16 protein-coding genes and 1 tRNA gene are annotated in these 19,533 nt (G+C 62.9%); 9 read left to right on the top strand and 8 right to left on the bottom strand.

The features are described 5' to 3' along the window. Positions 1 to 23 precede the first annotated feature (23 nt). On the top strand, positions 24 to 1,616 hold the full coding sequence (gene purH / locus XH91_RS01555) for a bifunctional phosphoribosylaminoimidazolecarboxamide formyltransferase/IMP cyclohydrolase (RefSeq protein ID WP_128948958.1): 1,593 nt from the start codon (positions 24 to 26) through the stop codon (positions 1,614 to 1,616). A 118-nt stretch (positions 1,617 to 1,734) separates the two neighbouring features. Here the strand turns inward: purH and XH91_RS01550 are convergent, their stop codons facing one another. Further along, positions 1,735 to 3,120 (bottom strand): MFS transporter, encoded by a 1,386-nt coding sequence (locus XH91_RS01550; RefSeq protein WP_128948957.1) that lies wholly within the window; start codon positions 3,118 to 3,120, stop codon positions 1,735 to 1,737. A gap of 100 nt (positions 3,121 to 3,220) precedes the next feature. Between XH91_RS01550 and ggt the strand changes: the two genes are divergently transcribed. Further along, entirely contained in the window at positions 3,221 to 4,972 is a 1,752-nt protein-coding gene (gene ggt, locus XH91_RS01545; protein ID WP_128948956.1) for a gamma-glutamyltransferase, read from the top strand. 95 nt (positions 4,973 to 5,067) lie between these two features. Continuing rightward, positions 5,068 to 6,363 carry an MFS transporter gene (locus XH91_RS01540; RefSeq protein WP_128948955.1) on the top strand — a complete coding sequence of 432 codons (1,296 nt, stop codon included), beginning with the start codon at positions 5,068 to 5,070 and terminating at the stop codon, positions 6,361 to 6,363. A 30-nt stretch (positions 6,364 to 6,393) separates the two neighbouring features. Here the strand turns inward: XH91_RS01540 and XH91_RS01535 are convergent, their stop codons facing one another. Beyond that, a complete protein-coding gene (locus XH91_RS01535; protein WP_128948954.1) occupies positions 6,394 to 7,059 on the bottom strand; it encodes a glutathione S-transferase family protein in 666 nt (221 codons plus the stop codon). 148 nt (positions 7,060 to 7,207) lie between these two features. On the opposite strand from XH91_RS01535, the gene XH91_RS01530 reads away from it, so the two are divergent. From XH91_RS01530 to panE, 4 genes are all read left to right on the top strand, one after another. Then, positions 7,208 to 7,804, top strand: coding sequence for a DUF2239 family protein (locus XH91_RS01530; protein ID WP_128948953.1), 597 nt, complete (start codon positions 7,208 to 7,210; stop codon positions 7,802 to 7,804). An 88-nt stretch (positions 7,805 to 7,892) separates the two neighbouring features. Next, positions 7,893 to 9,242, top strand: coding sequence for an MATE family efflux transporter (locus tag XH91_RS01525; RefSeq protein ID WP_206733524.1), 1,350 nt, complete (start codon positions 7,893 to 7,895; stop codon positions 9,240 to 9,242). Positions 9,243 to 9,332: 90 nt separating this feature from the next. Beyond that, a complete protein-coding gene (locus tag XH91_RS01520; RefSeq protein WP_164933952.1) occupies positions 9,333 to 9,941 on the top strand; it encodes a 2-hydroxychromene-2-carboxylate isomerase in 609 nt (202 codons plus the stop codon). 88 nt (positions 9,942 to 10,029) lie between these two features. Further along, on the top strand, positions 10,030 to 10,953 hold the full coding sequence (gene panE, locus XH91_RS01515) for a 2-dehydropantoate 2-reductase (protein WP_128948950.1): 924 nt from the start codon (positions 10,030 to 10,032) through the stop codon (positions 10,951 to 10,953). 185 nt (positions 10,954 to 11,138) lie between these two features. Here panE and XH91_RS01510 read toward each other — a convergent pair whose 3' ends face one another. Both XH91_RS01510 and XH91_RS01505 read right to left on the bottom strand, forming a co-directional pair. Next, positions 11,139 to 11,732, bottom strand: a complete 594-nt coding sequence (locus XH91_RS01510) for a c-type cytochrome (RefSeq protein WP_128948949.1) — start codon at positions 11,730 to 11,732, stop codon at positions 11,139 to 11,141. Between the two features lie 188 nt (positions 11,733 to 11,920). Beyond that, complete coding sequence (locus XH91_RS01505) at positions 11,921 to 13,198, bottom strand: PQQ-dependent sugar dehydrogenase (RefSeq protein WP_128948948.1); 1,278 nt, start codon at positions 13,196 to 13,198, stop codon at positions 11,921 to 11,923. A gap of 718 nt (positions 13,199 to 13,916) precedes the next feature. Here XH91_RS01505 and XH91_RS01500 point away from each other — a divergent pair. Then, positions 13,917 to 15,617 carry an ATP-binding protein gene (locus XH91_RS01500; RefSeq protein ID WP_245477263.1) on the top strand — a complete coding sequence of 567 codons (1,701 nt, stop codon included), beginning with the start codon at positions 13,917 to 13,919 and terminating at the stop codon, positions 15,615 to 15,617. Between the two features lie 14 nt (positions 15,618 to 15,631). Beyond that, positions 15,632 to 16,882 (top strand): adenylate/guanylate cyclase domain-containing response regulator, encoded by a 1,251-nt coding sequence (locus tag XH91_RS01495; protein ID WP_128948946.1) that lies wholly within the window; start codon positions 15,632 to 15,634, stop codon positions 16,880 to 16,882. 8 nt (positions 16,883 to 16,890) lie between these two features. On the opposite strand, the gene XH91_RS01490 is transcribed toward XH91_RS01495, so the two are convergent. The 4 genes from XH91_RS01490 to XH91_RS01475 all read right to left on the bottom strand — a co-directional run bounded on the left by XH91_RS01490 (position 16,891) and on the right by XH91_RS01475 (position 19,365). After that, positions 16,891 to 17,877 (bottom strand): NAD-dependent epimerase/dehydratase family protein, encoded by a 987-nt coding sequence (locus XH91_RS01490; RefSeq protein WP_128948945.1) that lies wholly within the window; start codon positions 17,875 to 17,877, stop codon positions 16,891 to 16,893. A gap of 51 nt (positions 17,878 to 17,928) precedes the next feature. Continuing rightward, positions 17,929 to 18,666, bottom strand: coding sequence for a Fic/DOC family protein (locus XH91_RS01485; protein ID WP_128948944.1), 738 nt, complete (start codon positions 18,664 to 18,666; stop codon positions 17,929 to 17,931). Beyond that, positions 18,663 to 18,917, bottom strand: a complete 255-nt coding sequence (locus XH91_RS01480) for a hypothetical protein (RefSeq protein ID WP_128948943.1) — start codon at positions 18,915 to 18,917, stop codon at positions 18,663 to 18,665. Before XH91_RS01480 ends, XH91_RS01485 begins: the two co-directional genes overlap by 4 nt. 373 nt (positions 18,918 to 19,290) lie before the next feature. Further along, positions 19,291 to 19,365 (bottom strand) — tRNA-Gly (locus XH91_RS01475). Positions 19,366 to 19,533 lie beyond the last annotated feature (168 nt).

The raw sequence follows: 19,533 nt of genomic DNA, 5'->3' as shown, positions 1-19,533 counted from the left end.
TCCGTTAGCAGAGGATCTTGCTCATGACTGACCATCCCCGCCGCGTCACCCGCGCCCTTCTCTCCGTCTCCGACAAATCAGGCCTGATCGAGTTCGCCAAGGCGCTTGCCGCGCATGACGTCGAGCTGGTCTCGACCGGCGGCACCGCGAAAGCGATCGCCGCGGCCGGCCTCAAGGTGAAGGACGTCTCCGATCTCACCGGCTTCCCCGAGATGATGGACGGCCGCGTCAAGACGCTGCATCCGAAGGTGCATGGCGGCCTGCTCGCGATCCGCGACAACAAGGAACACGCCGAAGCGATGAAGACGCATGGCATCGCGCCGATCGACCTCCTCGTCGTCAATCTCTATCCGTTCGAAGCGACCGTCGACAAAGGCGCGGGCTTTGAGGACTGCATCGAGAATATCGACATCGGCGGCCCCGCAATGATCCGCGCCGCAGCGAAGAACCATGACGACGTCGCCGTCGTGGTCGAAGCGGACGACTACAAGGCCGTACTCGACGAGCTTGCCGCCAACAACGGCGCGACCACGCTGAAGCTGCGTCGCCGCCTCGCCGCGAAGGCCTATGCGCGCACAGCCGCTTACGACGCTGCGATCTCGAACTGGTTCAACCGGCAGCTCGAGATCGATGCCCCCGACTTCCGCGCCTTCGGCGGCAAGCTGATCCAGTCGCTGCGCTACGGCGAGAACCCGCACCAGACCGCGGCGTTCTACGCCACGCCCGACAAGCGGCCGGGCGTCTCGACCGCACGGCAGCTCCAGGGCAAGGAGCTCTCCTACAACAACATCAACGACACCGATGCCGCCTACGAGTGCATCGGCGAGTTCGACACCAAGCGCACCGCCGCCTGCGTGATCGTCAAGCACGCCAATCCCTGCGGCGTCGCCGAAGGCGCAAACCTCGTCGAGGCCTATCGCAAGGCGCTGGCCTGCGACTCCACCTCGGCGTTCGGCGGCATCATCGCGATGAACCGGCCACTCGATGCCGATACTGCGCGCGAGATCACCAAGATCTTCACCGAGGTGATCATCGCGCCTGACGCCAGCGAAGAGGCGATCGCCATCATCGGTGCGCGCAAGAATCTGCGCCTCCTGCTCGCGGGCAGCCTGCCCGACCCGCGCGCGCCGGGCCTGACCGCGAAGACCGTCGCGGGCGGCCTGCTGGTGCAGAGCCGCGACAACGCGGTGGTCGACGACATGACGTTCAAGGTCGTCACCAAGCGCGCACCGACGGATGCTGAAATGCGTGACTTGAAATTCGCCTTCCGGGTGGCAAAGCACGTCAAGTCCAACACCATCATCTACGCCAAGGATCTCGCCACCGTTGGCATCGGCGCCGGCCAGATGAGCCGCGTGGATTCGGCACGGATCGCGGCACGCAAGGCCCAGGATGCAGCGAACGAGTTGAAGCTTGCCGAGCCGCTGACCAAGGGCTCGGTGGTCGCGTCGGATGCGTTCTTCCCCTTCGCCGACGGCATGCTCGCCTGCATCGAGGCCGGTGCCACCGCAGTGGTGCAGCCCGGCGGCTCGATGCGCGATGACGAGGTGATCAAGGCCGCCGACGAGCACGGCATCGCCATGGTGTTCACGGGCACGCGGCACTTCAGGCACTGATCTATCAACACGTCATTGCGAGCGAAGCGAAGCAATCCAGGATCTTTCCGCAGATGCAGTCTGGATTGCTTCGTCGCTTCGCTCCTCGCAATGACGGGGATGGGATTGCGTGGTGCGGCTACTCCCGCACCCGCATCAACAACCCAAATCCCGTCACGAAAAACGCCACCAGCACGGCCATGCCGGCCTTCTGGCTCGCGGTGGCCGCGGTGATCACGCCGATCAGCAGCGGCCCGATGAAGGACGTCACCTTCCCGGTCAGCGCGAACAAGCCAAAGTACTGCGCGATGCGATCCTTCGGCGCGAGCCGGATCAACAGCGTGCGCGAGGCCGCCTGAAGCGGGCCCCCGGCCGCGCCGATGAGACAGCCGAGCACGATATAGGCGCGCTCGGCGGCGGCGCCGAACATTGGCCCGCCCGGCACCGGCGGCGCGACCTTGACGAACAGTATGCTGTCCTTGTCGACGAGGAGGATCGCCGCGACCGAGAGCAGCAGGATCAGCATGCTGCCGGCGATGACGCGCTTCGGACCGAGATGATCATCGAGCTTGCCACCAAGCCAGGCACCAAAGGTGCCGGCGATGGCGAGGATGATTCCGAACGTGCCGATCTGAATCGTATGCCAGCCGAAGGTGCCGGCCGCATAGATGCCGCCGAACGCGAACAGCGAGACAAGACCATCCGTGTAGATCATGTTGGCCAGCAGAAACGCGGCGAGCGATTTCTGCTGCGGCAGATCCTTCAGCGATTGCTTGAGGTCAGCCAGTCCTTCACGCAACGCCGCGCGAACCGGAAGCTTCGCCGGATAATCCGGCGTAAACAGGAACATCGGCGTCACGAAGACGATGAACCAAAGTCCGGTCAACGGTCCCGCGGCACGATCGCCTTCGTGAGTGGCGGGATCGAGCCCAAACAGCGGCGTGAAGCCAAGCAGCGTGCGGCCGGTCTCGGGATTGGCGGCAAAGAAGCCGAGCACGATGATCAGGCTGACGATGCCGCCGATGTAACCCGTGGCCCACCCGGTGCCGGAGAGCCGGCCGATGCGCTCCGGTGGCACCAGCGTCGGCATCATCGCATTGTTGAAGACGGTGGCGAATTCCGCGCCGACGCTGGCAAGTGCAACGGCGATGAGCAACGGCGGAATGATGGCGTGATCGCCAGGCTTGCCGATCCACAGCGCGCACGAAGCCACCACCAGAACTGCGCCGAACGCGGCGATCCACGGCTTGCGGCGGCCCGAAGCATCCGCGATGGCGCCAAGCACCGGGGACAACAGCGCAATCGCCATGCCAGCTGCTGCCATCGCAAACCCCCAGAGCGACTGGCCAGTGGCCGGATCGGACGCCACGCTGGTGGCAAAATAGGGCGCGAACACGAAGGTCGTGACCAGGGTGAAATAGGGCTGCGCGGCCCAATCGAAGAAGATCCAGCTGATGACGGCGGCGCGCGGCGGATAAGTCCGCGGGGCGCCGGCCAGGCGCGCATCCGGGGCGATCGTCGTCATCACGCAGTCCTCATCACAAACAGTTTTGCCTCGCTTTGCGCAAACCGTATAGCATTGTTACGACGCGTTTGAACTGGCCCGAATGCTTGGCGGAAATTTGATGATGGCGTCATTTTCGACACGACGTGCTTTTTTCGGACTGATCGCCACTCTGGCGTTTGGCCTCGCATCGGCGACCGCTCAGGATGCGCGGCGGGCGTATGTGCCGCCCGCGCTTGACACCGTGCACGCCATCCCCGCCGAGCATGGCATGGTGGTGGCGCAAGAGAAGATCTCAGCGCAGGTCGGCGCCGACATCTTGCGGCGTGGCGGCAATGCCGTCGACGCGGCCGTCGCAACCGGCTTCGCGATGGCGGTGACGTATCCGCGCGCCGGCAATATCGGCGGTGGCGGCTTCATGGTGATCCATTCGGCCGAACGCAATGAGGATGTCGCAATCGACTATCGCGAGACCGCACCCGCGGCGACCACGGCGCAGATTTTCCTCGGGCCCGACGGCAAGCCCGACGCCGCCAAATCGCGTGATTCCGGGCTCGGCATCGGCGTGCCCGGCACGGTCGCGGGCCTGGCCATGGCGCTGGAGAAATACGGCTCGGGTCAATTTACGCTGGCGCAGTTGCTCGAGCCTGCGATCAAGCTTGCCCGCGATGGATTTATCGTCACCGACGACATCGCCGATACGCTGCCCGGCGGGTACCCGCGGCTGGCACGCTTTCCATCGTCAGCCCGGATTTTCGCAAAGCCCGATGGCACGCCGTTTGGTGAAGGCGACAGGCTGGTGCAGAGCGATCTTGCCGACACGCTGGCGAGCATCGCGGCGCAAGGACCGCGCGGCTTCTACGAGGGGCCGGTGGCTGAAAAGATCGCGAGGTCCGTGACCGATGCCGGCGGCATCATGACGCCGGCCGATCTGAAGGCCTATCAGCCGGTGATCCGCACCCCGGTGCACGGAACCTATCGCGGCTACGACATTGTCTCGATGCCGCTGCCGTCGTCCGGCGGCATCGTGCTGGTCGAGACGCTCAACATTCTCGAAGGCTTTCAGCTCGCCGATCTGAAGCAGGGCTCGCCGGCGTCTCTGCATCTGCTGATCGAAGCCATGAAACGCGCCTACGCCGATCGCGCGCGCTATCTCGGCGATCCCGCCTTCGTCAACGCGCCGATCGATCGGCTCATTGCGAAGGACTATGCCGCGAAGCTACGCGCAGGGATTTCGACCGAGCGCGCCACGCCGTCCAAGGATCTCGTTTCCGCGGCAACGTCGCCACGCGAGGGCAGCAACACCACGCATTTCTCGGTGGTCGACAGCCGCGGCAACGCCGTCAGCAACACCTACACGCTGAACTTCAGCTACGGCGTCGGCCTGGTTGCCGACGGCACCGGCGTGCTGCTCAACAACGAGCTCGACGATTTCACCGCGGCGGTCGGCGCCTCCAATGCCTATGGCCTCGTCGGATACGAGCCCAATCTGCCCGGGCCCGGCAAGCGGCCGTTATCTTCGATGTCGCCGACCATCGTCCTGAAGGATGGCAAGCCGGTGCTGGTGACGGGCTCGCCCGGCGGCAGCCGTATCATCTCGACCGTGCTCCAGGTGATCGTCAACGTGCTCGACTACAAGATGGACGTCGCGGCCGCCGTGGCCGCGCCGCGGCTGCATCATCAATGGCTCCCGGATGAAGTGCGCGTCGAACACGGCTTTCCAGACGACGTGCTGTTCGAGTTGAAGGCGATGGACCATCTCATTGTCGAGCCGATGGGACAAACGTCAGCCAATTCGATTGCCGTGACGCCGAACGGCCCACTCGGGGCGCCCGATCCGCGCACGCGCGGTGCGGCGGCGGCGGGACAGTAACCGCTCCCGCATGGCACAACGGCGCGCACTGGCTTGCGCCGGCCGCCGCGCGTGCTACCACCGGCCAGCCAAAAGAATTTGCCGGGGAAACGCACATGACGACAGCCGATCCGCTCCAGCGCATCGAGCGCGCCGAGATCGAGGACACCAGCCTTCTTGCTTTCTATCGCGACATGAACGTCGCCGAGCGCCGAACCTTCTGGGCCTGCGCGTCCGGCTGGGCACTCGACGGCATGGACTTCATGATCTACCCGCTGGTGATCGGCACCATCATCGTGCTCTGGAAGGTCGATGCGGCCTCTGCAGGTCTAGCCGGCACGGTGACGCTGCTGGCGTCCGCCATCGGCGGCTGGCTCGGTGGCTACCTGTCCGACCACATCGGCCGGGTCAGGACGCTCCAGATCACCATCATCTGGTTCTCGTTCTTCTCGCTGGTCTGCGCGGTCGTGCAGAATTTCGAGCAGCTGTTGATCGCACGTGCCGTGCTCGGTCTCGGCTTCGGCGGCGAATGGGCCGCGGGCGCCGTACTGATGGGGGAGGCGATCCGGCCGCAATATCGCGGACGCGCGGTCGGCTCGGTGCAATCGGGCTGGGCCGTTGGCTGGGGCCTTGCCGTGCTGTCGCAGGCGATCCTGTTTTCGGTGATGCCGGCGGAGACGGCGTGGCGCTGGATGTTCGTGGTCGGCGCGCTGCCGGCGCTGCTGGTGTTCTACATCCGCCGCTCCGTCACCGAGCCGGAGATCGCCGCCGCCGCGCGCGCCAAGCACGCGGAAACGGGCAGTCATCCGAAGCTATGGGAGATCTTCACCTTTCCGATCGCAAAGACCACGGTGCTGGCATCGCTGATGGCGACCGGCTGCCAGGGTGGCTATTACGCCATCACCTTCTGGGTGCCGCAGTTCCTGACCAAGGAGCGGCATCTGTCGATCGTCGGCTCGACCGGCTATCTCTCGACGCTGATCATCGGCTCGTTCATCGGCTATCTCACCGGCGCCTGGCTTGCCGACCGGATCGGACGGCGCAACCTGTTCCTGATCTTCTCGATCGGCGCGATGGCCGTGGTGCTGCTCTATACGCAGCTGCCGCTCACCAACGAGATCCTGTGGGTGCTCGGTTTCCCGCTCGGCTTCTTCGCGTCGGGCTATTTCTCCGGGGTCGGCGCGTTCCTGACCGAGCTTTATCCGACGCGTCTACGCGGCTCCGGCCAGGGCTTCTGCTACAATTTCGGCCGTGGCATCGGCGCGCTGTTTCCGTTCCTGGTCGGCGCGCTGTCCGCGTCGACGTCACTGGCCAATGCGATCGCGATCTTCGCGGTGGTGGCTTACGCGCTGTTCTTCATCGCGGCGTTCGCACTGCCGGAGACACGCGGGCGCGTGCTGCACGCGAACTGACAGGTGATCGACGCGGGGCGGTGAGGAAGCTTACCGCCCCACTTGATACGGCCCGCCCTTTTCCAGAGCGCGCGCATAGGCCGGCCGCGCATGAATGCGCTCGAGGAAAGCCATCGCCTTGGGATGGCCCTGCTCCAGCCCGCCGCGCGCTTGCGCGGCTTCCAGCGGGAAGCTCATCTGGATATCTGCCGCGGTGAACTCGCTGCCGGCGAACCATTCGCTCTTTGCGAGTTCGCCCTCCCAATAATCCATGTGTTGCTTGAGCTGCGGATTGACCAGCGCGGTGAGCGCCTGGTTCGAGACCTTGCGCACCAGCGGACGCAGCAGCGCGGGTGCGCGCTTCGGCATCAGCGTGAACAGCAGTTTGAGCAGCAGCGGCGACATCGCAGAGCCTTCCGCGTAATGCAGCCAATAGGTAAAGCGCAGCCGCTCCGGTGTGTTTGGCGGCGGGATCAACCGGCCATTACCGTAAGTCGCGACGAGATATTCGATGATCGCACCTGACTCGGCGATGGTGTTGCCGTTATCTGTGATGACGGGCGACTTGCCGAGCGGATGGATCGCACGCAGCTCCTTCGGCGCGCGCATATCCGGCTGACGCTGATAGCGCACGATCTCGTAGGGCACGCCCAACTCCTCGAGCAGCCACAGCACCCGCTGCGAACGCGAATTGTTGAGGTGATGGACGGTCAGCATCGCGAAATCCTTAAAGGCGGGCGTGGTCGGTCGGCCGAGTACCTGCCAGCCCGGGAACACAATGTCGAGCCGGCCGGCCGGATATTTTCACCCGGGTATATTGACGGCAGCTATTTACCCGGATATTAAAATCGCCAACGTGGTCAATATGGCAATGATTTCAATGCAGACGATTTTCACCGCCTTCCAGGGGCAGCGCCGCCTGGTGTCCGGGCCGGCTGGAGAGGTCGCGCTGGTCGTCAAACGGGTCGCGCCGCGGCCGAACGAGACCATCATCATCTTCTCGGACGCTACGGGCCGATCGATCGACTTCGATCTGCGTGGCGGGGATCGCGAGGTGCTGGCGCGTCTGGCGAAGCAGATCCCGCCGCCGGTCGAGGAAACCGAGCCGCCGGCCGAGCCGCGCGGGCGCGGCCGGCCGAAGCTCGGCGTCGTCGCACGCGAGGTGACGCTGTTGCCGCGGCATTGGGAATGGCTCAATGCGCAGCCCGGCGGCGCATCGGTCGCGTTGCGAAAACTCGTCGAAGAGGCCAGGCGCGCGAGCGGCGACAAGGACCGCGAACGGCAGGCGCGCGATGCGGCCTATCATTTCATGTCGACCATGGCCGGCAACCTCGCTCAGTTCGAGGAAGCCTCGCGCGCACTGTTCGCAGATGACCGGCGGCGCTTCACCGCACTGATTGCCGACTGGCCGGCCGACATTCGCGACCACATCGTCAAGCTCGCCTACAGCGACCGCGCGTAAGCCGCGCGCCGCTCTCCAACCACCCATCAACGGCCGAGCCGCGCCTCACGCGGCAACAGCTTTGCTCGCCCTGATGAAAGGCAACCTCATGTCCGCCCCAAAGCCTCCCTGGAAAAACTTCCTGCGCTTCCTCGCGCCGCTGATGCTGGGCAACGCGCTGCAATCGCTGTTCGGCACCGTCAGCAACGTCTATCTCGGCCAGATGATGGGCGTCGACGCGCTCGCAGCGGTCTCGACATTCTTTCCGGTGTTCTTCTTCCTGTTCGCCTTCGTCATGGGCCTGAGCACGGGCGCCACCGTGCTGATCGGCCAGGCCTTCGGCGCTGGCAAGCACGACAGGATCAAGATTGTCGCAGGCACGACGCTCGCGGTCGGCCTGCTGCTCGCAATATCGGTGGGATTGATCGGTGGCCTGTTCAGCCGGCAATTGATGATCGCGCTCGCAACGCCCGCGGACATTCTCGCTCCTGCCAGTGCCTACGCCCGCGTCATGCTGCTGACGATGCCGCTCGGCTTCACCTTCCTGCTGATGACGGCAATGATCCGCGGCGTCGGTGATGCCGTGACACCGCTGCTGGCGCTGTCGTTGTCAACGACGATCGGCCTGATCCTGACACCGATGCTGATCCACGGCGCCTTCGGCCTGCCGGCGCTCGGCATCACCAGCCCGGCCTGGGCGGCTGCGATCTGCAATGCCGTGACGCTGCTCGTGCTCGGCGCCTATCTGCTGCGGAAGAAGCACGCGCTCGCGCCTGATATCGCTCTGCTGCGCCATATCAGGCTCAACCGCGCCGTGATCGGACAGATTCTGGGCATTGGATTGCCCAGTGCGATCGGTATGGTCGTGATGGCGATCGCCGAGCTGGTATTGCTCGGCCTCGTCAACGGCTTTGGATCCGATGCGACGGCTGCGTATGGTGCCGTCAATCAGGTCATGGGCTACACGCAGTTCACGGCGATGTCGATTTCGATCGCGGTCTCGATCCTCGGCGCGCAGGCCGTCGGCGGCGGCGACCGGGCCCGGCTCGACGGCATCGTGCGTACCGGTCTTGCGTTCAACCTCGTCCTGACCGGCGGCCTGGTGGCGCTGATCTATATGATGCCGCGCGCCGTGCTCGGCATTTTCATCACCGACGGCGCCGTGCTCGACCTGGCGAAGGCACTGCTCTTCGTCGCCTTGTGGAGCTCGGTGCCGTTCGGCCTTGCGACCACGTTCTCCGGTGCGATGCGCGCGGCGGGTGTGGCGCTGACGCCGATGCTGCTGTCGATCTTTGCCATTGTCGTAATCGAGCTGCCGTCGGCGGTGATCCTCAGCCGCGCGATCGGCCTCCAAGGCGTGTGGGCCGCCTATCCGATCGTGTTCTGCGCCATGTTCCTCCTGCAGATGGGCTATTACCTCCTGGTGTGGCGCAAGCAGGCGATCCAGCGCCTGGTCTGATCCTCAAGATATTATGACCATCATTAAAAGGTGGACCTGTGGCGCGCCCTGCGCCACAATGGGTGAAAAGTGACGTCAGGGAGAACGCATTTGACCCGTACAGCCCCGCAATTCCTGTTCGATTTCGGCAGCCCGAACGCCTTCCTCAGTCATCTGGCGATTCCCGCGATCGAGCAGCGTATCGGCGTCAAGTTCGAGTATGTGCCGATTCTGCTCGGTGGCATCTTCAAGTCGACCAACAACAAATCGCCGGCGGAGACGCTCGCCGGCGTCAAGAACAAGCGCGAATTCCAGCAGGTCGAGACCGAGCGCTTCCTCAAGCGTTTCAAGGTTCAGCCTTACGTCTTCAATCCCAACTTCCCTGTCAACACGCTGAACCTGATGCGCGCCGCGATCGCGGCGCAGCTCGAGGGCGTGTTCGAGAAATACGTGGACGCGGCCTTCCATCACATGTGGCGCGAGCCGAAGAAGATGGACGATCCTGAAGTAGCAGTGAAGGCGCTCGCGTCTTCGGGTCTCGATGCCCAAAAACTGTTCGCCCGTGCCCAGGAGGCGGAGGTGAAGGGCAAGCTGATCAAGAACACCGAGGAAGCAGTCGCGCGCGGTGCGTTCGGCTCGCCGACCTTCTTCGTCGGCAACGAGATGTTCTTCGGCAAGGAGCAGCTCCGCGAGGTCGAGGAGATGGTGCTTGGGAAGTGATCCAGCATCCCCAGAAAGCGGGTGGTCTGTTTAAGGTCGTTCTGGCATGCTCCGGGACGACGGAAGAAACAACAATAAGGACTTTCCCATGCGCATCCTCGTGGTCGGCGCTGGCGCCATCGGCGGCTATTTTGGTGGCAGGCTGTTGCAGGCCGGCCGCGACGTCACATTCCTGGTCCGCGCCAGGCGCGCCGGCGAGCTTGCGAGCGCAGGCCTCGTCATCAAGAGCCCGAATGGCGATGTGACGCTGAAAAATCCGCCGACTGTTCAAGCCGACGCGATCAAGGACAAGTTCGACGTCGTCTTGCTCAGCTGCAAGGCGTTCGACCTCGACGATGCCATCAAGTCGTTTGCGCCCGCGGTAGGCTCCAACACCGCGATCATCCCGATGCTCAACGGCATGAAGCATCTCGACACGCTCGATGCCGTCTTCGGCAAGGAGCGCGTGCTCGGCGGCCTCTGCGCCATTGCCGCGACCTTGAACGAGAAGCGCGAAGTGGTGCAGCTGCAGCCAATGCAGTCGATCAATTACGGCGAGCGCGACGGCACGATGTCGGATCGCGTCAAGACGATCGACGAGGCCTTCAGGAGCGGCATCAAGGGTGCCACGGCCAGCCAGAATATCATGCAGGACATGTGGGAGAAGTGGGTGTTCCTGTCTTCACTCGCGGCCTCCACCAGCCTGATGCGCACCTCTGTCGGCAACATCCTCGCCGCGCCCGGCGGCCGGGATTTCCTGCTCGGCATGCTAGACGAGACCAGCGCGATCGCAACGGCGTCGGGCTACCCGCCGGGCGGTCCGTTCTTCGAGCGCGTGAAGGGCAACCTCACCACGGAGGGCTCGCCGATGACGGCCTCGATGTTCCGCGACGTCAACGCGGGTTTGCCTGTCGAGGCCGATCACGTGATCGGCGACCTCATCGCCCGCGCTGACGCGGCCAAGGTGCCGGTGCCGAAGCTGCGTATCGCGTACACGCATCTGAAGGCGTATGAGAAGCAGCGGGCGGGGTAGCACATACTCTTCCATCATCCCGGGGCGCGCGTAGCGCGAGCCCGGGATCCATGACCACAAGATTGAATCATTGCGCGAGACTGCTAACTCCCAGTCTTCGCCAAACTCATGCTGCGGCGTATGGGTCTCGAATCTGCGCTGACGCTTGTCAGGGACGACGGCGGGGTCTGCGCAACACCTCTGCGCTATTTGAAATACGCCAGATAGTGCGCCACCGCCGTGATTTCCTCATCGCTCATGCGATAGGCGACGTCGGCCATCGCGGCGACGCCGCCGCCGACGCGCTGGCCCGCTTTGTAATCGTGCAGCGCTTTGACCAGATATTCCTCGCGCTGGCCCGCGAGCCGCGCGACGGCCTTGGTGCCGGCAAAGCTGTCCGTGTGACACGAGGCGCAACGGCGGCCGGACGCAACCTGCGCGCCTTTCTTCGACAGGTCGGGATCCCCGTCCTCGGCGGGCTTCGGCGGCGTCATCGCCGCGAAATAGGCGCCGAGACTGCGCACGTCCTCATTGGTGATCTCTTCGGCGATCGGCTGCATCTGCTCGTTCTTGCGCGAGCCGGCGCGGAAGAACACGAGCTGCCATTGCAGGAATTGATCGGGCTGGCCCGCCAACGAGGGGATGTTCTCGGTCTGCGAGATGCCATTCTCGCCGTGGCAGCCGGAGCAAACGGCCGCTTTCTCCTGGACCGCCGCATTGTCGGCGGCGCTTGCGGAGAAAACGCCGAGCGCGAGAAGCGCAGCCGCGCTGATTGCGTGCGATATGAACAGCCGGCGCATGACGGGAATTCCAATCTGACAAACTTGTCATTCCAGGGCGTGCGGAGCACGAGCTTGGACTCCATAACCACTGGTCGGGGTCATGGGTTCCGGACTTGCGCTGGCGCGCAATCCGGAACGACAGTGAGGCTTGCAAATGAAAGAGGCTGCGGCGCCTCGCGGGCCCGCAGCCTCCTCTGTCATGCCGGCTACTTCTTGCTGTAGCTGATGCGGTAGATCGCGCCGGCCCAGTCGTCGGCGACGAGGATCGAGCCGTCCTTGGCGAGAACGATGTCATCGGGACGGCCGAGATAGCCCTGGTCACCCTCGATCCAGCCGGAGGCGAACACCTCCTGCTTAGGGTTCTTGCCGTCGGGCCCGACGATCACGCGCATGATGCGGGCGCCCTGGTACTTGTGACGATTCCAGGAGCCGTGCTCGGCGATCAGGATGTTGTTCTTGTATTCGGCGGGAAACTGGTCGCCGGTATAGAACTTCATGCCGAGCGGAGCGACGTGAGCGCCGAGGTTCAGCACCGGCGGCGTGAACTCGGAGCATTTGTGGCCCATGGCGAACTTCGGATCCGGAAGATCGCCCTGGTGGCAGTAGGGATAGCCGAAATGCTCGCCAAGCTTGCTGATCATGTTGAGCTTGTCCGAGGGCAGATCATCGCTGACCCAGTCTCGGGCATTCTCGGTGAACCAGTACTTGCCGGTGCGCGGATCGACGTCGCCGCCGACCGAGTTGCGAACACCGAGCGCGTAAATTTCCGCGTTGCCGGTCTTGGGATCGACGCGGCGGATCTGCGAGACGCTGGTCGGGGGAATGCCGATGTTGAAGGGCGGTCCGAACGGAATGTAGAACCAGCCGTCCTTGTCGACAGCGATATACTTCCAGCCATGCGCGGCGTAGGACGGCATGTCGTCATAGACGACCTTGCCCTCGCCGGGATTGTCGAGCTTGTTTTCGATGTCGTCGTAGCGGATCAGCTTGTCGACCGCGATGACGTAGAGCGCGCCATCCTTGACGGTGAGACCCGTGGGCATGTTCAGCCCCTTGAGGATGGTCTTGACCTCCTTCTTTCCGTTGTTGTCCTTGATGGCATAGACGTTGCCGAGGCCGAACGAACCGACGAACAGCGTGCCCTTGTCACCCCAGGCCATCTGCCGCGCGGCCAGCACGCCGGAGGCGTAGACCTCCATCTTGAAGCCCGCCGGCAGCTTCACCTTCTTGATGATGTTGGCGAGCTCGGCATCGGAGGCGCCGGTCGGCGGACCCGATGGCGGCGCAAGGCCCTTCTGCGCCTCGGTCTCGTCGCCGAGGAACCAGTCATCCGGCGGATGGGTCCAGAATTCCTTGGTGCCGGATTCGTACTTCTTGAGCGCCCGGTTCTTGTCCTGCTGTTGTTGTGCACTGACAGCGCTGGTCCCGGCAAGAAGGGCAACCGCTGCAAGCGCCAACACGGATCGATGGATGATCGATTTCATCGCGTCACTCCCCTAAGGCAGCCGTCGGGGCTGCACATTCTTTGTTTTGCTGTGTGAGTAGGCGAAGTTCGGAGTCTGCCAGAGAGGCAGACATAAAAAGGTTAGCACATCTACGGGCGGTGAGAAGCACGTCGCGTGCGCGGCAGTTGCGCTCAATCAAAATTGAGACGGATGTTCTCACATCGTGGCAGCCGGCGACGACATTGTTCTCGCTGCAACGCGGAATCGGGATGCGCCGCCTCATTTGCGAGCAGCGAAGGAAGCCCATCGGGACAAAAGCGCGAAAACAACCCCATGCACAGTAGAACGGCCGAGACGAACGGTGCGCCGGACCGTCGGCCTTCCAGGTGCGTTCCCCGACCGATTCGGCGTGTCGAGAGCGGGCCGACGCCGCAAGTCATCGAGCCGGATGCGGCCGCCTGGCAGTGAAGCCGTTCACACATGAGGCCGATGATCCCTGCTAGCATCTAGGCGGCCGACGCGAGCACGAGGCCGGACCGGGCTACCGCGCCATCAGCGATCCGACGGATCCGTTGACTTTCAGAGTTTTCAATAAACTCGCGTTTTAGTAGCTTGACGCCAGCGCACTGCTTTTCGTTGTGCCCGACCGACTGGAATTGCGGGGTTCAATTCGCTCTCTGCCTGGACGATTAGAATGTCGGATTCAGGAGACTTGCTGGAATCGTGTCTCTCCCATGGCGGGGACATGGGCGCGGCCATGCGTAAGTTCGATTGGTCCAAGACCCGGCTCGGCGCTCCCGAGTGCTGGCCGGAACCTCTCCGGATCTTTGTAAGAGTCCTGCTCAATACAAATCATCCAATGCTGGTCTGGTGGGGACCGGACCTCGTTCAGTTCTACAATGACGCATTCTCCGAGATCGCGGCAGGCGTGCTCAAGAAGCCGGCGCTCGGAACATCCGGGCGATCCTATTGGCGAGACCTCTGGGCAGTCATTGGTCCCGATGTCGAACATGTCATGAGCGGCCGAGGGGGAGTTTGGCGAGAGCATCAATTGATGCCGACGGACGTGGCCGGATCACAGCAGCAATACTGGACCTACAGCTTTAGCCCGATAGAGGAGAGAGGCGTTGTCCAGGGGGTGCTGGTGATCTGCCGCGACGAGACCCAGGAATATCGGGCGACCCTTGCACTGCTGGCGCGCGAAGCCGAATTGGCCCGCGTTCAGCAGATCGGAAAGATCGGTGGCCTGGAAGTCAATCTCACCGCCGGCTTCCGGAATCGTCGCTCGCCCGAATATTTGGCGATCCACGGCCTCCCGCCGGAGGCCGCGACCGAAACACACGATGATTGGGTGAAGCGCATCCACCCGGAGGATCGACGCCGCGCCGAAGGGACGTTTCTCAATGCCGTCAACGGCAACGTCGCAGGCTACTCAATACAGTACAGGATCATTCGGCCCTGTGACGGCGAGACGCGATGGATCCTGGCAAAGACAGAGATCGAGCGCGACGAAAACGGGAAGGCCATCCGCCTGGTCGGCGCCCACGCCGACGTCACGGACCAGGTGCTCGCCGAACAGGCCCTGCGCCGGAGCGAAGAGAAGTACAAGAAGCTGGCGCAGGAACTGTCCCAGTCGTTCGAAGAGCTGCGCGCCACGCAAGATCGACTGATCCAGGCCGAAAAGCTGGCATCCCTTGGTCAACTGACCGCCGGCATCGCGCATGAAATCAAGAATCCCCTGAACTTCGTCAACAATTTCGCCCGCTTGTCGATCGACCGGATCGCAGAGCTGGCGGCCCTGCTCGATGAGGTCCCGTCGACTTCGAAAGCCGCGGGCGATATCAACCGCCTCACGACGGTCATTCAGAAAAATCTGGCCAAGATCAATCAGCACGGCAAACGTGCAGACAGCATCGTCAACAACATGCTTCTGCACTCGCGCTCCGGATCGGGCGACCATCGCTCCGTCGAGATAAACTGCCTTTTGGACGAAACTCTCAATCTGGCGTTTCACGGTGCGCGGGCTCAACAGCCCGGCTTCAGTGTGAAAGTGGTGAGGGAACTCGACGGCCAAGCCGGGAAAGTCGAACTCTACCCGCAAGAGATTTCCCGCGTCTTTCTCAACCTGATCGCAAACGGCTTTTACGCAGCGACGCATCGTCGGACCGACAGTTCGAAACCCGAATTCGAGCCGATACTGACGGTCAAGACCGTCAATCTGGGTGATGCTGTCGAGGTGCGCATCCGCGACAACGGCGAGGGCATTTCCCCGCTGATCAGGGACAAGATATTCGATCCCTTTTTCACGACCAAACCCGCCGGTGAAGGCACGGGCCTCGGTCTGTCCATCTCTCACGATGTGGTGGTGAAGCAGCATGGCGGCACCATCAACGTCGAAACGGCGCCGGGCGACTTCTGTGAGTTCATCGTGCGCTTGCCCCGCGGAAAGTTCGAGTAACTTGGGAAACGCCCATGACCGCAACGGTTCTTGTTGTCGATGATGAGCCCGACCTGAAGGAGGTCATCCTCCAGCATTTCGAGCGGCAGATTGGCGAAGGACAAATCAGCTTCATGTTCGCCCATGACGGGCTGGAAGCGCTGCAGTCCGTCCAGGGGAACCCGCAAATCGAGGTCGTGCTGCTCGACCTGAACATGCCTCGTCTCGACGGCTTGTCCACGTTGCAGAAGCTACAACAGGCGGACGACATGAAGTCCACGATCATCGTCTCGGCCTATGGAGACATGGAGAACATCCGCAGCGCAATGAACCGGGGAGCGTTCGACTTCGTGACCAAGCCGATCGACCTCGAAGATCTGGAGCTGACGCTCAAGAGGACGGTGCGTCACGTCAACATGATGCGCGACATTCGCAGGCGCCAGATGGAAGCCGAACGCGCCCACGCTTCTCTGTCACGTTATTTCTCGCCGCAACTTGCGGCGCGGCTTGCCTCGGGTTCGGAAGGCGACGGCATGGACGTACACTCGCGGGAGATTGCCGTCCTTTTTACCGATATCACCGGCTTTCTCTCACTCGTCGAGAAGATGTCGCCCTCGATTCTGGGCGACATGCTGAACGAATACATGTTCGGCATGACCGAGATCGTCTTCGACTATGACGGTACGGTTGCGAAGGTGGTCGGCGACGCGATCCAGGTCCTGTTCAATGCGCCGGCCGACCAGACTGACTATGCAACGCGTGCCCTTTCATGCGCACATGCCCTCGACAATTGGGCCGAGAATTTCAGATTGCGCTGGAAGCAGAAGGGCGTCGATTTCGGCTCGACCCGCATAGGGGTGCACGCGGGCACGGCGCTGGTGGGCAATTTCGGAGGGGCGAGGTTTTTCGATTACACCGCTCACGGGGATACCATGAACACGGTCGCGAGACTGGAGGCCGCGAACAAGATATTGGGAACCAGGATTTGCGTCAGCGGCGATGTCGCCAGCCGTGCGGACCGCTTCCAGGGACGGCCGATCGGCCAATTGATGCTGCGCGGCAAGAGCGAACCCATTCAGGGTTTCGAACCCTTGTCGGTGGCAGATTTCGAGAGCGACAACACCGCCAGCTATCTTAAGGCCTATGCCAAGCTGGAAGCGCGGGAGGCGGATGCGGTATCGGCTTTCGCAGCGCTGGTGGCAAGCAATGCCGGCGATCATCTTGCCGGATATCATCTGCGACGTCTGCTGAACGGAGCCGGCGGCGTGCGGATCCGCCTGGAATAACGGTCGAGTTACGTGGCGACGGGATACGGCCCGTCATCAAATTGCGCATCGTGATAGCCCTTCGATCCCACCTCGCGCGCCAGGGCGCTGCGAAAATCGAGGCCTGCACGCAGGCTGCGCAGCACATCATCGAAATCGAATTCCGGGTGCCATCCGAGCTCGCGCCGCGCGCGCTCGTTGACATAGACGCGGTCGATCTCGGGGAAGAGCCGCCAGCCACGCGTAGCATAGAGCTGTGCGCAATCCGGATAGAGCTCGCACACGACAGCGGTGGCGTCACGGGCGAGCGCCGCGAGGTGATGCTGCGCGAACGGACTGGTCGCGGAGACGATGTAGCGGCCGAAACCGATCTCGCCCGCGCGCGCGACGGCGAGCAGATGGGCGCTCACCGCGTCGGCTATATCCAGCCGTCGATAGAGCAGCTCGTTGGCCTGCGCGTTGTCCAACGAATAGGCCGAGCGCGTTGCGGCATCATCGTCGTCCTCCGGAAAAAACCGCGAGGTCCGCAAGATGACGACCGGCAGGCCCCTCTCGCGAAAGAACAGCTCGCACAGATTTTCCGCCATCAGCTTTGTCGCGCCGTAGATGTTCTTCGGCACCGACGCCAGCTCTTCGGTCACCCACACCGCCGCCTGCCCGGCCTCGGGCCGGAGCTGCGCGCCGAACGCGCTGGTGGTGCTGGTGAAGACAAAACTCTTCACGCCGGCCGCCAGGGCCGCCTCGAGCAGATTGAGTGTCCCGGTGACGTTGGTGTCGACAAACGCCTGCTTGGAATGGGTCGCCACATGCGGCTTGTGCAGCGTCGCCGTGTGGATCACGGCGGTGACGCCGTCCATCTGCGCCCGGACGAAGGTGTGATCGACGATCGAGCCAACGGCATCGGTGAAGGGCGACGCCTTCAGATCTAGCCCGCGCGCCGGCGACCCGCGGCGCCGGAGCGTCCGGAGAATGGCCTCTCCGAGGTGGCCGGCGCTGCCGGTGACCAGGATTGTCATGTGGGATCGAGTGAACCCGACAACAACAGAACCACCGTCCGTTCAGTATCGTTATTCGTTTTGCCCAGCACCTTGCTCGCCCTTACGCTTGACCTCTTGAGCTTCGTATTGCGCCTTGAGCGTGGGATTGTTCGTCTCGCCCGCGACCGTGTCCGCATTGCCGCCGTCCAGCCCCGGCGCGGCCTTGATCGCATCGGCGGTGTTTTTCTCCGAGCCCTTGCGGATGAACGGCTTCAGATAAGCATCCAGCTTGCCCTTGCCCGGTTCTTCGAGCTCCTCCGTCAAAGCAGCGAGGTATTTGTCCTTATCCGTCGCGACCCAGGCGATGCCGATGCCGGCGCGGCGCGCGAGCTCCGCATGGATCAGCATGATGGTACGGCCATTGCCGTCGAGGAACGGATGACCGTAAGCGAGATAACCCATGACCTCGCCGGGCTTCTCGACCATGAACGCCTTGTCTTGTCCCCTTTCCAGCGCGTAGTCGATCGCTTTGCGAATGTCATTGGGGTGGGCGAAGATCACGGAATCCTTCTTCACGAAGATATGGGATGCGTTCGCGAGGCGATCCTCTCCAGCCCACGGGAACACACCTTCGAAAAGCGTTTTGTGCGTTTGCAGGACGTCGGTGTAGCCTAAGGAAGGCCGCGCCTTGAGGTGTTCCAATGCCGCGTCGATGCCGGTCAGGAAAGAATTGTGCAGGAGGCGATGAACGATCGCGGGATCCTTGGCTTTTGCGACGTTGCGCAAATAGCCGCGCGTCGCAAAATCCCCGAACGGATCAAACGTCACGGACGGCTTTCGCGTAGATAGCGGGCCTGAAGGCGCACGGCCTGAACGCGGTCCAAAATCCCGGCGCGCTGAAGCGCGACGATCGTGTTCTCGATGGGATCGAAATTCACGTCATCGCCGGAAAGCCGTGTCACGTGCTGTGCAAAGACATCGTTCGAGGTCACGACCACCGCTACGTTGTTGGCGGTCGCCAGCCGCTGGATTACGCCAGCGGTGTAATGGGGCTTGGTCGCGGAACGTTGGGCGGACATGGATTCTCCTCCGCCAAATATAGTACGTCGAGGCCTGAAAATCCATTAAGTTGCAGGCTTCCAAACGGCCTCCACGAGCCTGTAAGCCTCTGAAAAGCCCTCAAAATCTCTTCCACCTTTTCCAACGAACAGGGTCTTCTGGAAGGCCGAAGCCGACAACAAAAGCATTCATCTGAATCAGGCGTTGGAACAGGTGGGACGTTCTTGATTAGAGGCTGCCAAAAGCGCACGAAAAACGCCAAATGAGAACAGCCCGAGCCCAATAGTGGCCGGCACTGCCAGTGACCAGATTGTCATGTGAGACCCAAGCCAGCCGCCAGCGGCGTGGGAAACCACGGCCCGACCTGATTTGGCTGGATGCTCTGGGAAAAATTGGAGCGGGCGAAGGGGCTCGAACCCTCGACCCCGACCTTGGCAAGGTCGTGCTCTACCACTGAGCTACACCCGCATCCTGTGTCGGTCGCATGACGCGCCGGCAACGGCTGTCGTATGCCAAAAGCGCGAGGCGAATGCAACAGCTACCGGCAGCGTAGATGCGCATTCCGAGCCCCAATATGAGCCCTGAAGCGGCCAAATCGACCGAAACTGGCCCGGAACTGCCGAATCGGCTGCGATG

The sequence above is a fragment of the Bradyrhizobium guangzhouense genome, from assembly GCF_004114955.1.
GTDB classification, from domain to species: Bacteria; Pseudomonadota; Alphaproteobacteria; order Rhizobiales; family Xanthobacteraceae; genus Bradyrhizobium; species Bradyrhizobium guangzhouense.
The sequence above is the reverse complement of the archived record's forward strand: the minus strand, read 5'-3'. Positions and strand labels throughout refer to the sequence as shown.

Excerpts from the sequence above, each read along its gene's own strand:
- purH (WP_128948958.1), top strand. The coding sequence starts at position 24 with ATGACTGACCATCCCCGCCGCGTCACCCGCGCCCTTCTCTCCGTCTCC.
- XH91_RS01550 (WP_128948957.1), bottom strand. The coding sequence starts at position 3,120 with ATGACGACGATCGCCCCGGATGCGCGCCTGGCCGGCGCCCCGCGGACT.
- ggt (WP_128948956.1), top strand. The coding sequence starts at position 3,221 with ATGATGGCGTCATTTTCGACACGACGTGCTTTTTTCGGACTGATCGCC.
- XH91_RS01540 (WP_128948955.1), top strand. The coding sequence starts at position 5,068 with ATGACGACAGCCGATCCGCTCCAGCGCATCGAGCGCGCCGAGATCGAG.
- XH91_RS01535 (WP_128948954.1), bottom strand. The coding sequence starts at position 7,059 with ATGCTGACCGTCCATCACCTCAACAATTCGCGTTCGCAGCGGGTGCTG.
- XH91_RS01530 (WP_128948953.1), top strand. The coding sequence starts at position 7,208 with ATGGCAATGATTTCAATGCAGACGATTTTCACCGCCTTCCAGGGGCAG.
- XH91_RS01525 (WP_206733524.1), top strand. The coding sequence starts at position 7,893 with ATGTCCGCCCCAAAGCCTCCCTGGAAAAACTTCCTGCGCTTCCTCGCG.
- panE (WP_128948950.1), top strand. The coding sequence starts at position 10,030 with ATGCGCATCCTCGTGGTCGGCGCTGGCGCCATCGGCGGCTATTTTGGT.
- XH91_RS01510 (WP_128948949.1), bottom strand. The coding sequence starts at position 11,732 with ATGCGCCGGCTGTTCATATCGCACGCAATCAGCGCGGCTGCGCTTCTC.
- XH91_RS01505 (WP_128948948.1), bottom strand. The coding sequence starts at position 13,198 with ATGAAATCGATCATCCATCGATCCGTGTTGGCGCTTGCAGCGGTTGCC.
- XH91_RS01500 (WP_245477263.1), top strand. The coding sequence starts at position 13,917 with ATGCGTAAGTTCGATTGGTCCAAGACCCGGCTCGGCGCTCCCGAGTGC.
- XH91_RS01495 (WP_128948946.1), top strand. The coding sequence starts at position 15,632 with ATGACCGCAACGGTTCTTGTTGTCGATGATGAGCCCGACCTGAAGGAG.
- XH91_RS01490 (WP_128948945.1), bottom strand. The coding sequence starts at position 17,877 with ATGACAATCCTGGTCACCGGCAGCGCCGGCCACCTCGGAGAGGCCATT.
- XH91_RS01480 (WP_128948943.1), bottom strand. The coding sequence starts at position 18,917 with ATGTCCGCCCAACGTTCCGCGACCAAGCCCCATTACACCGCTGGCGTA.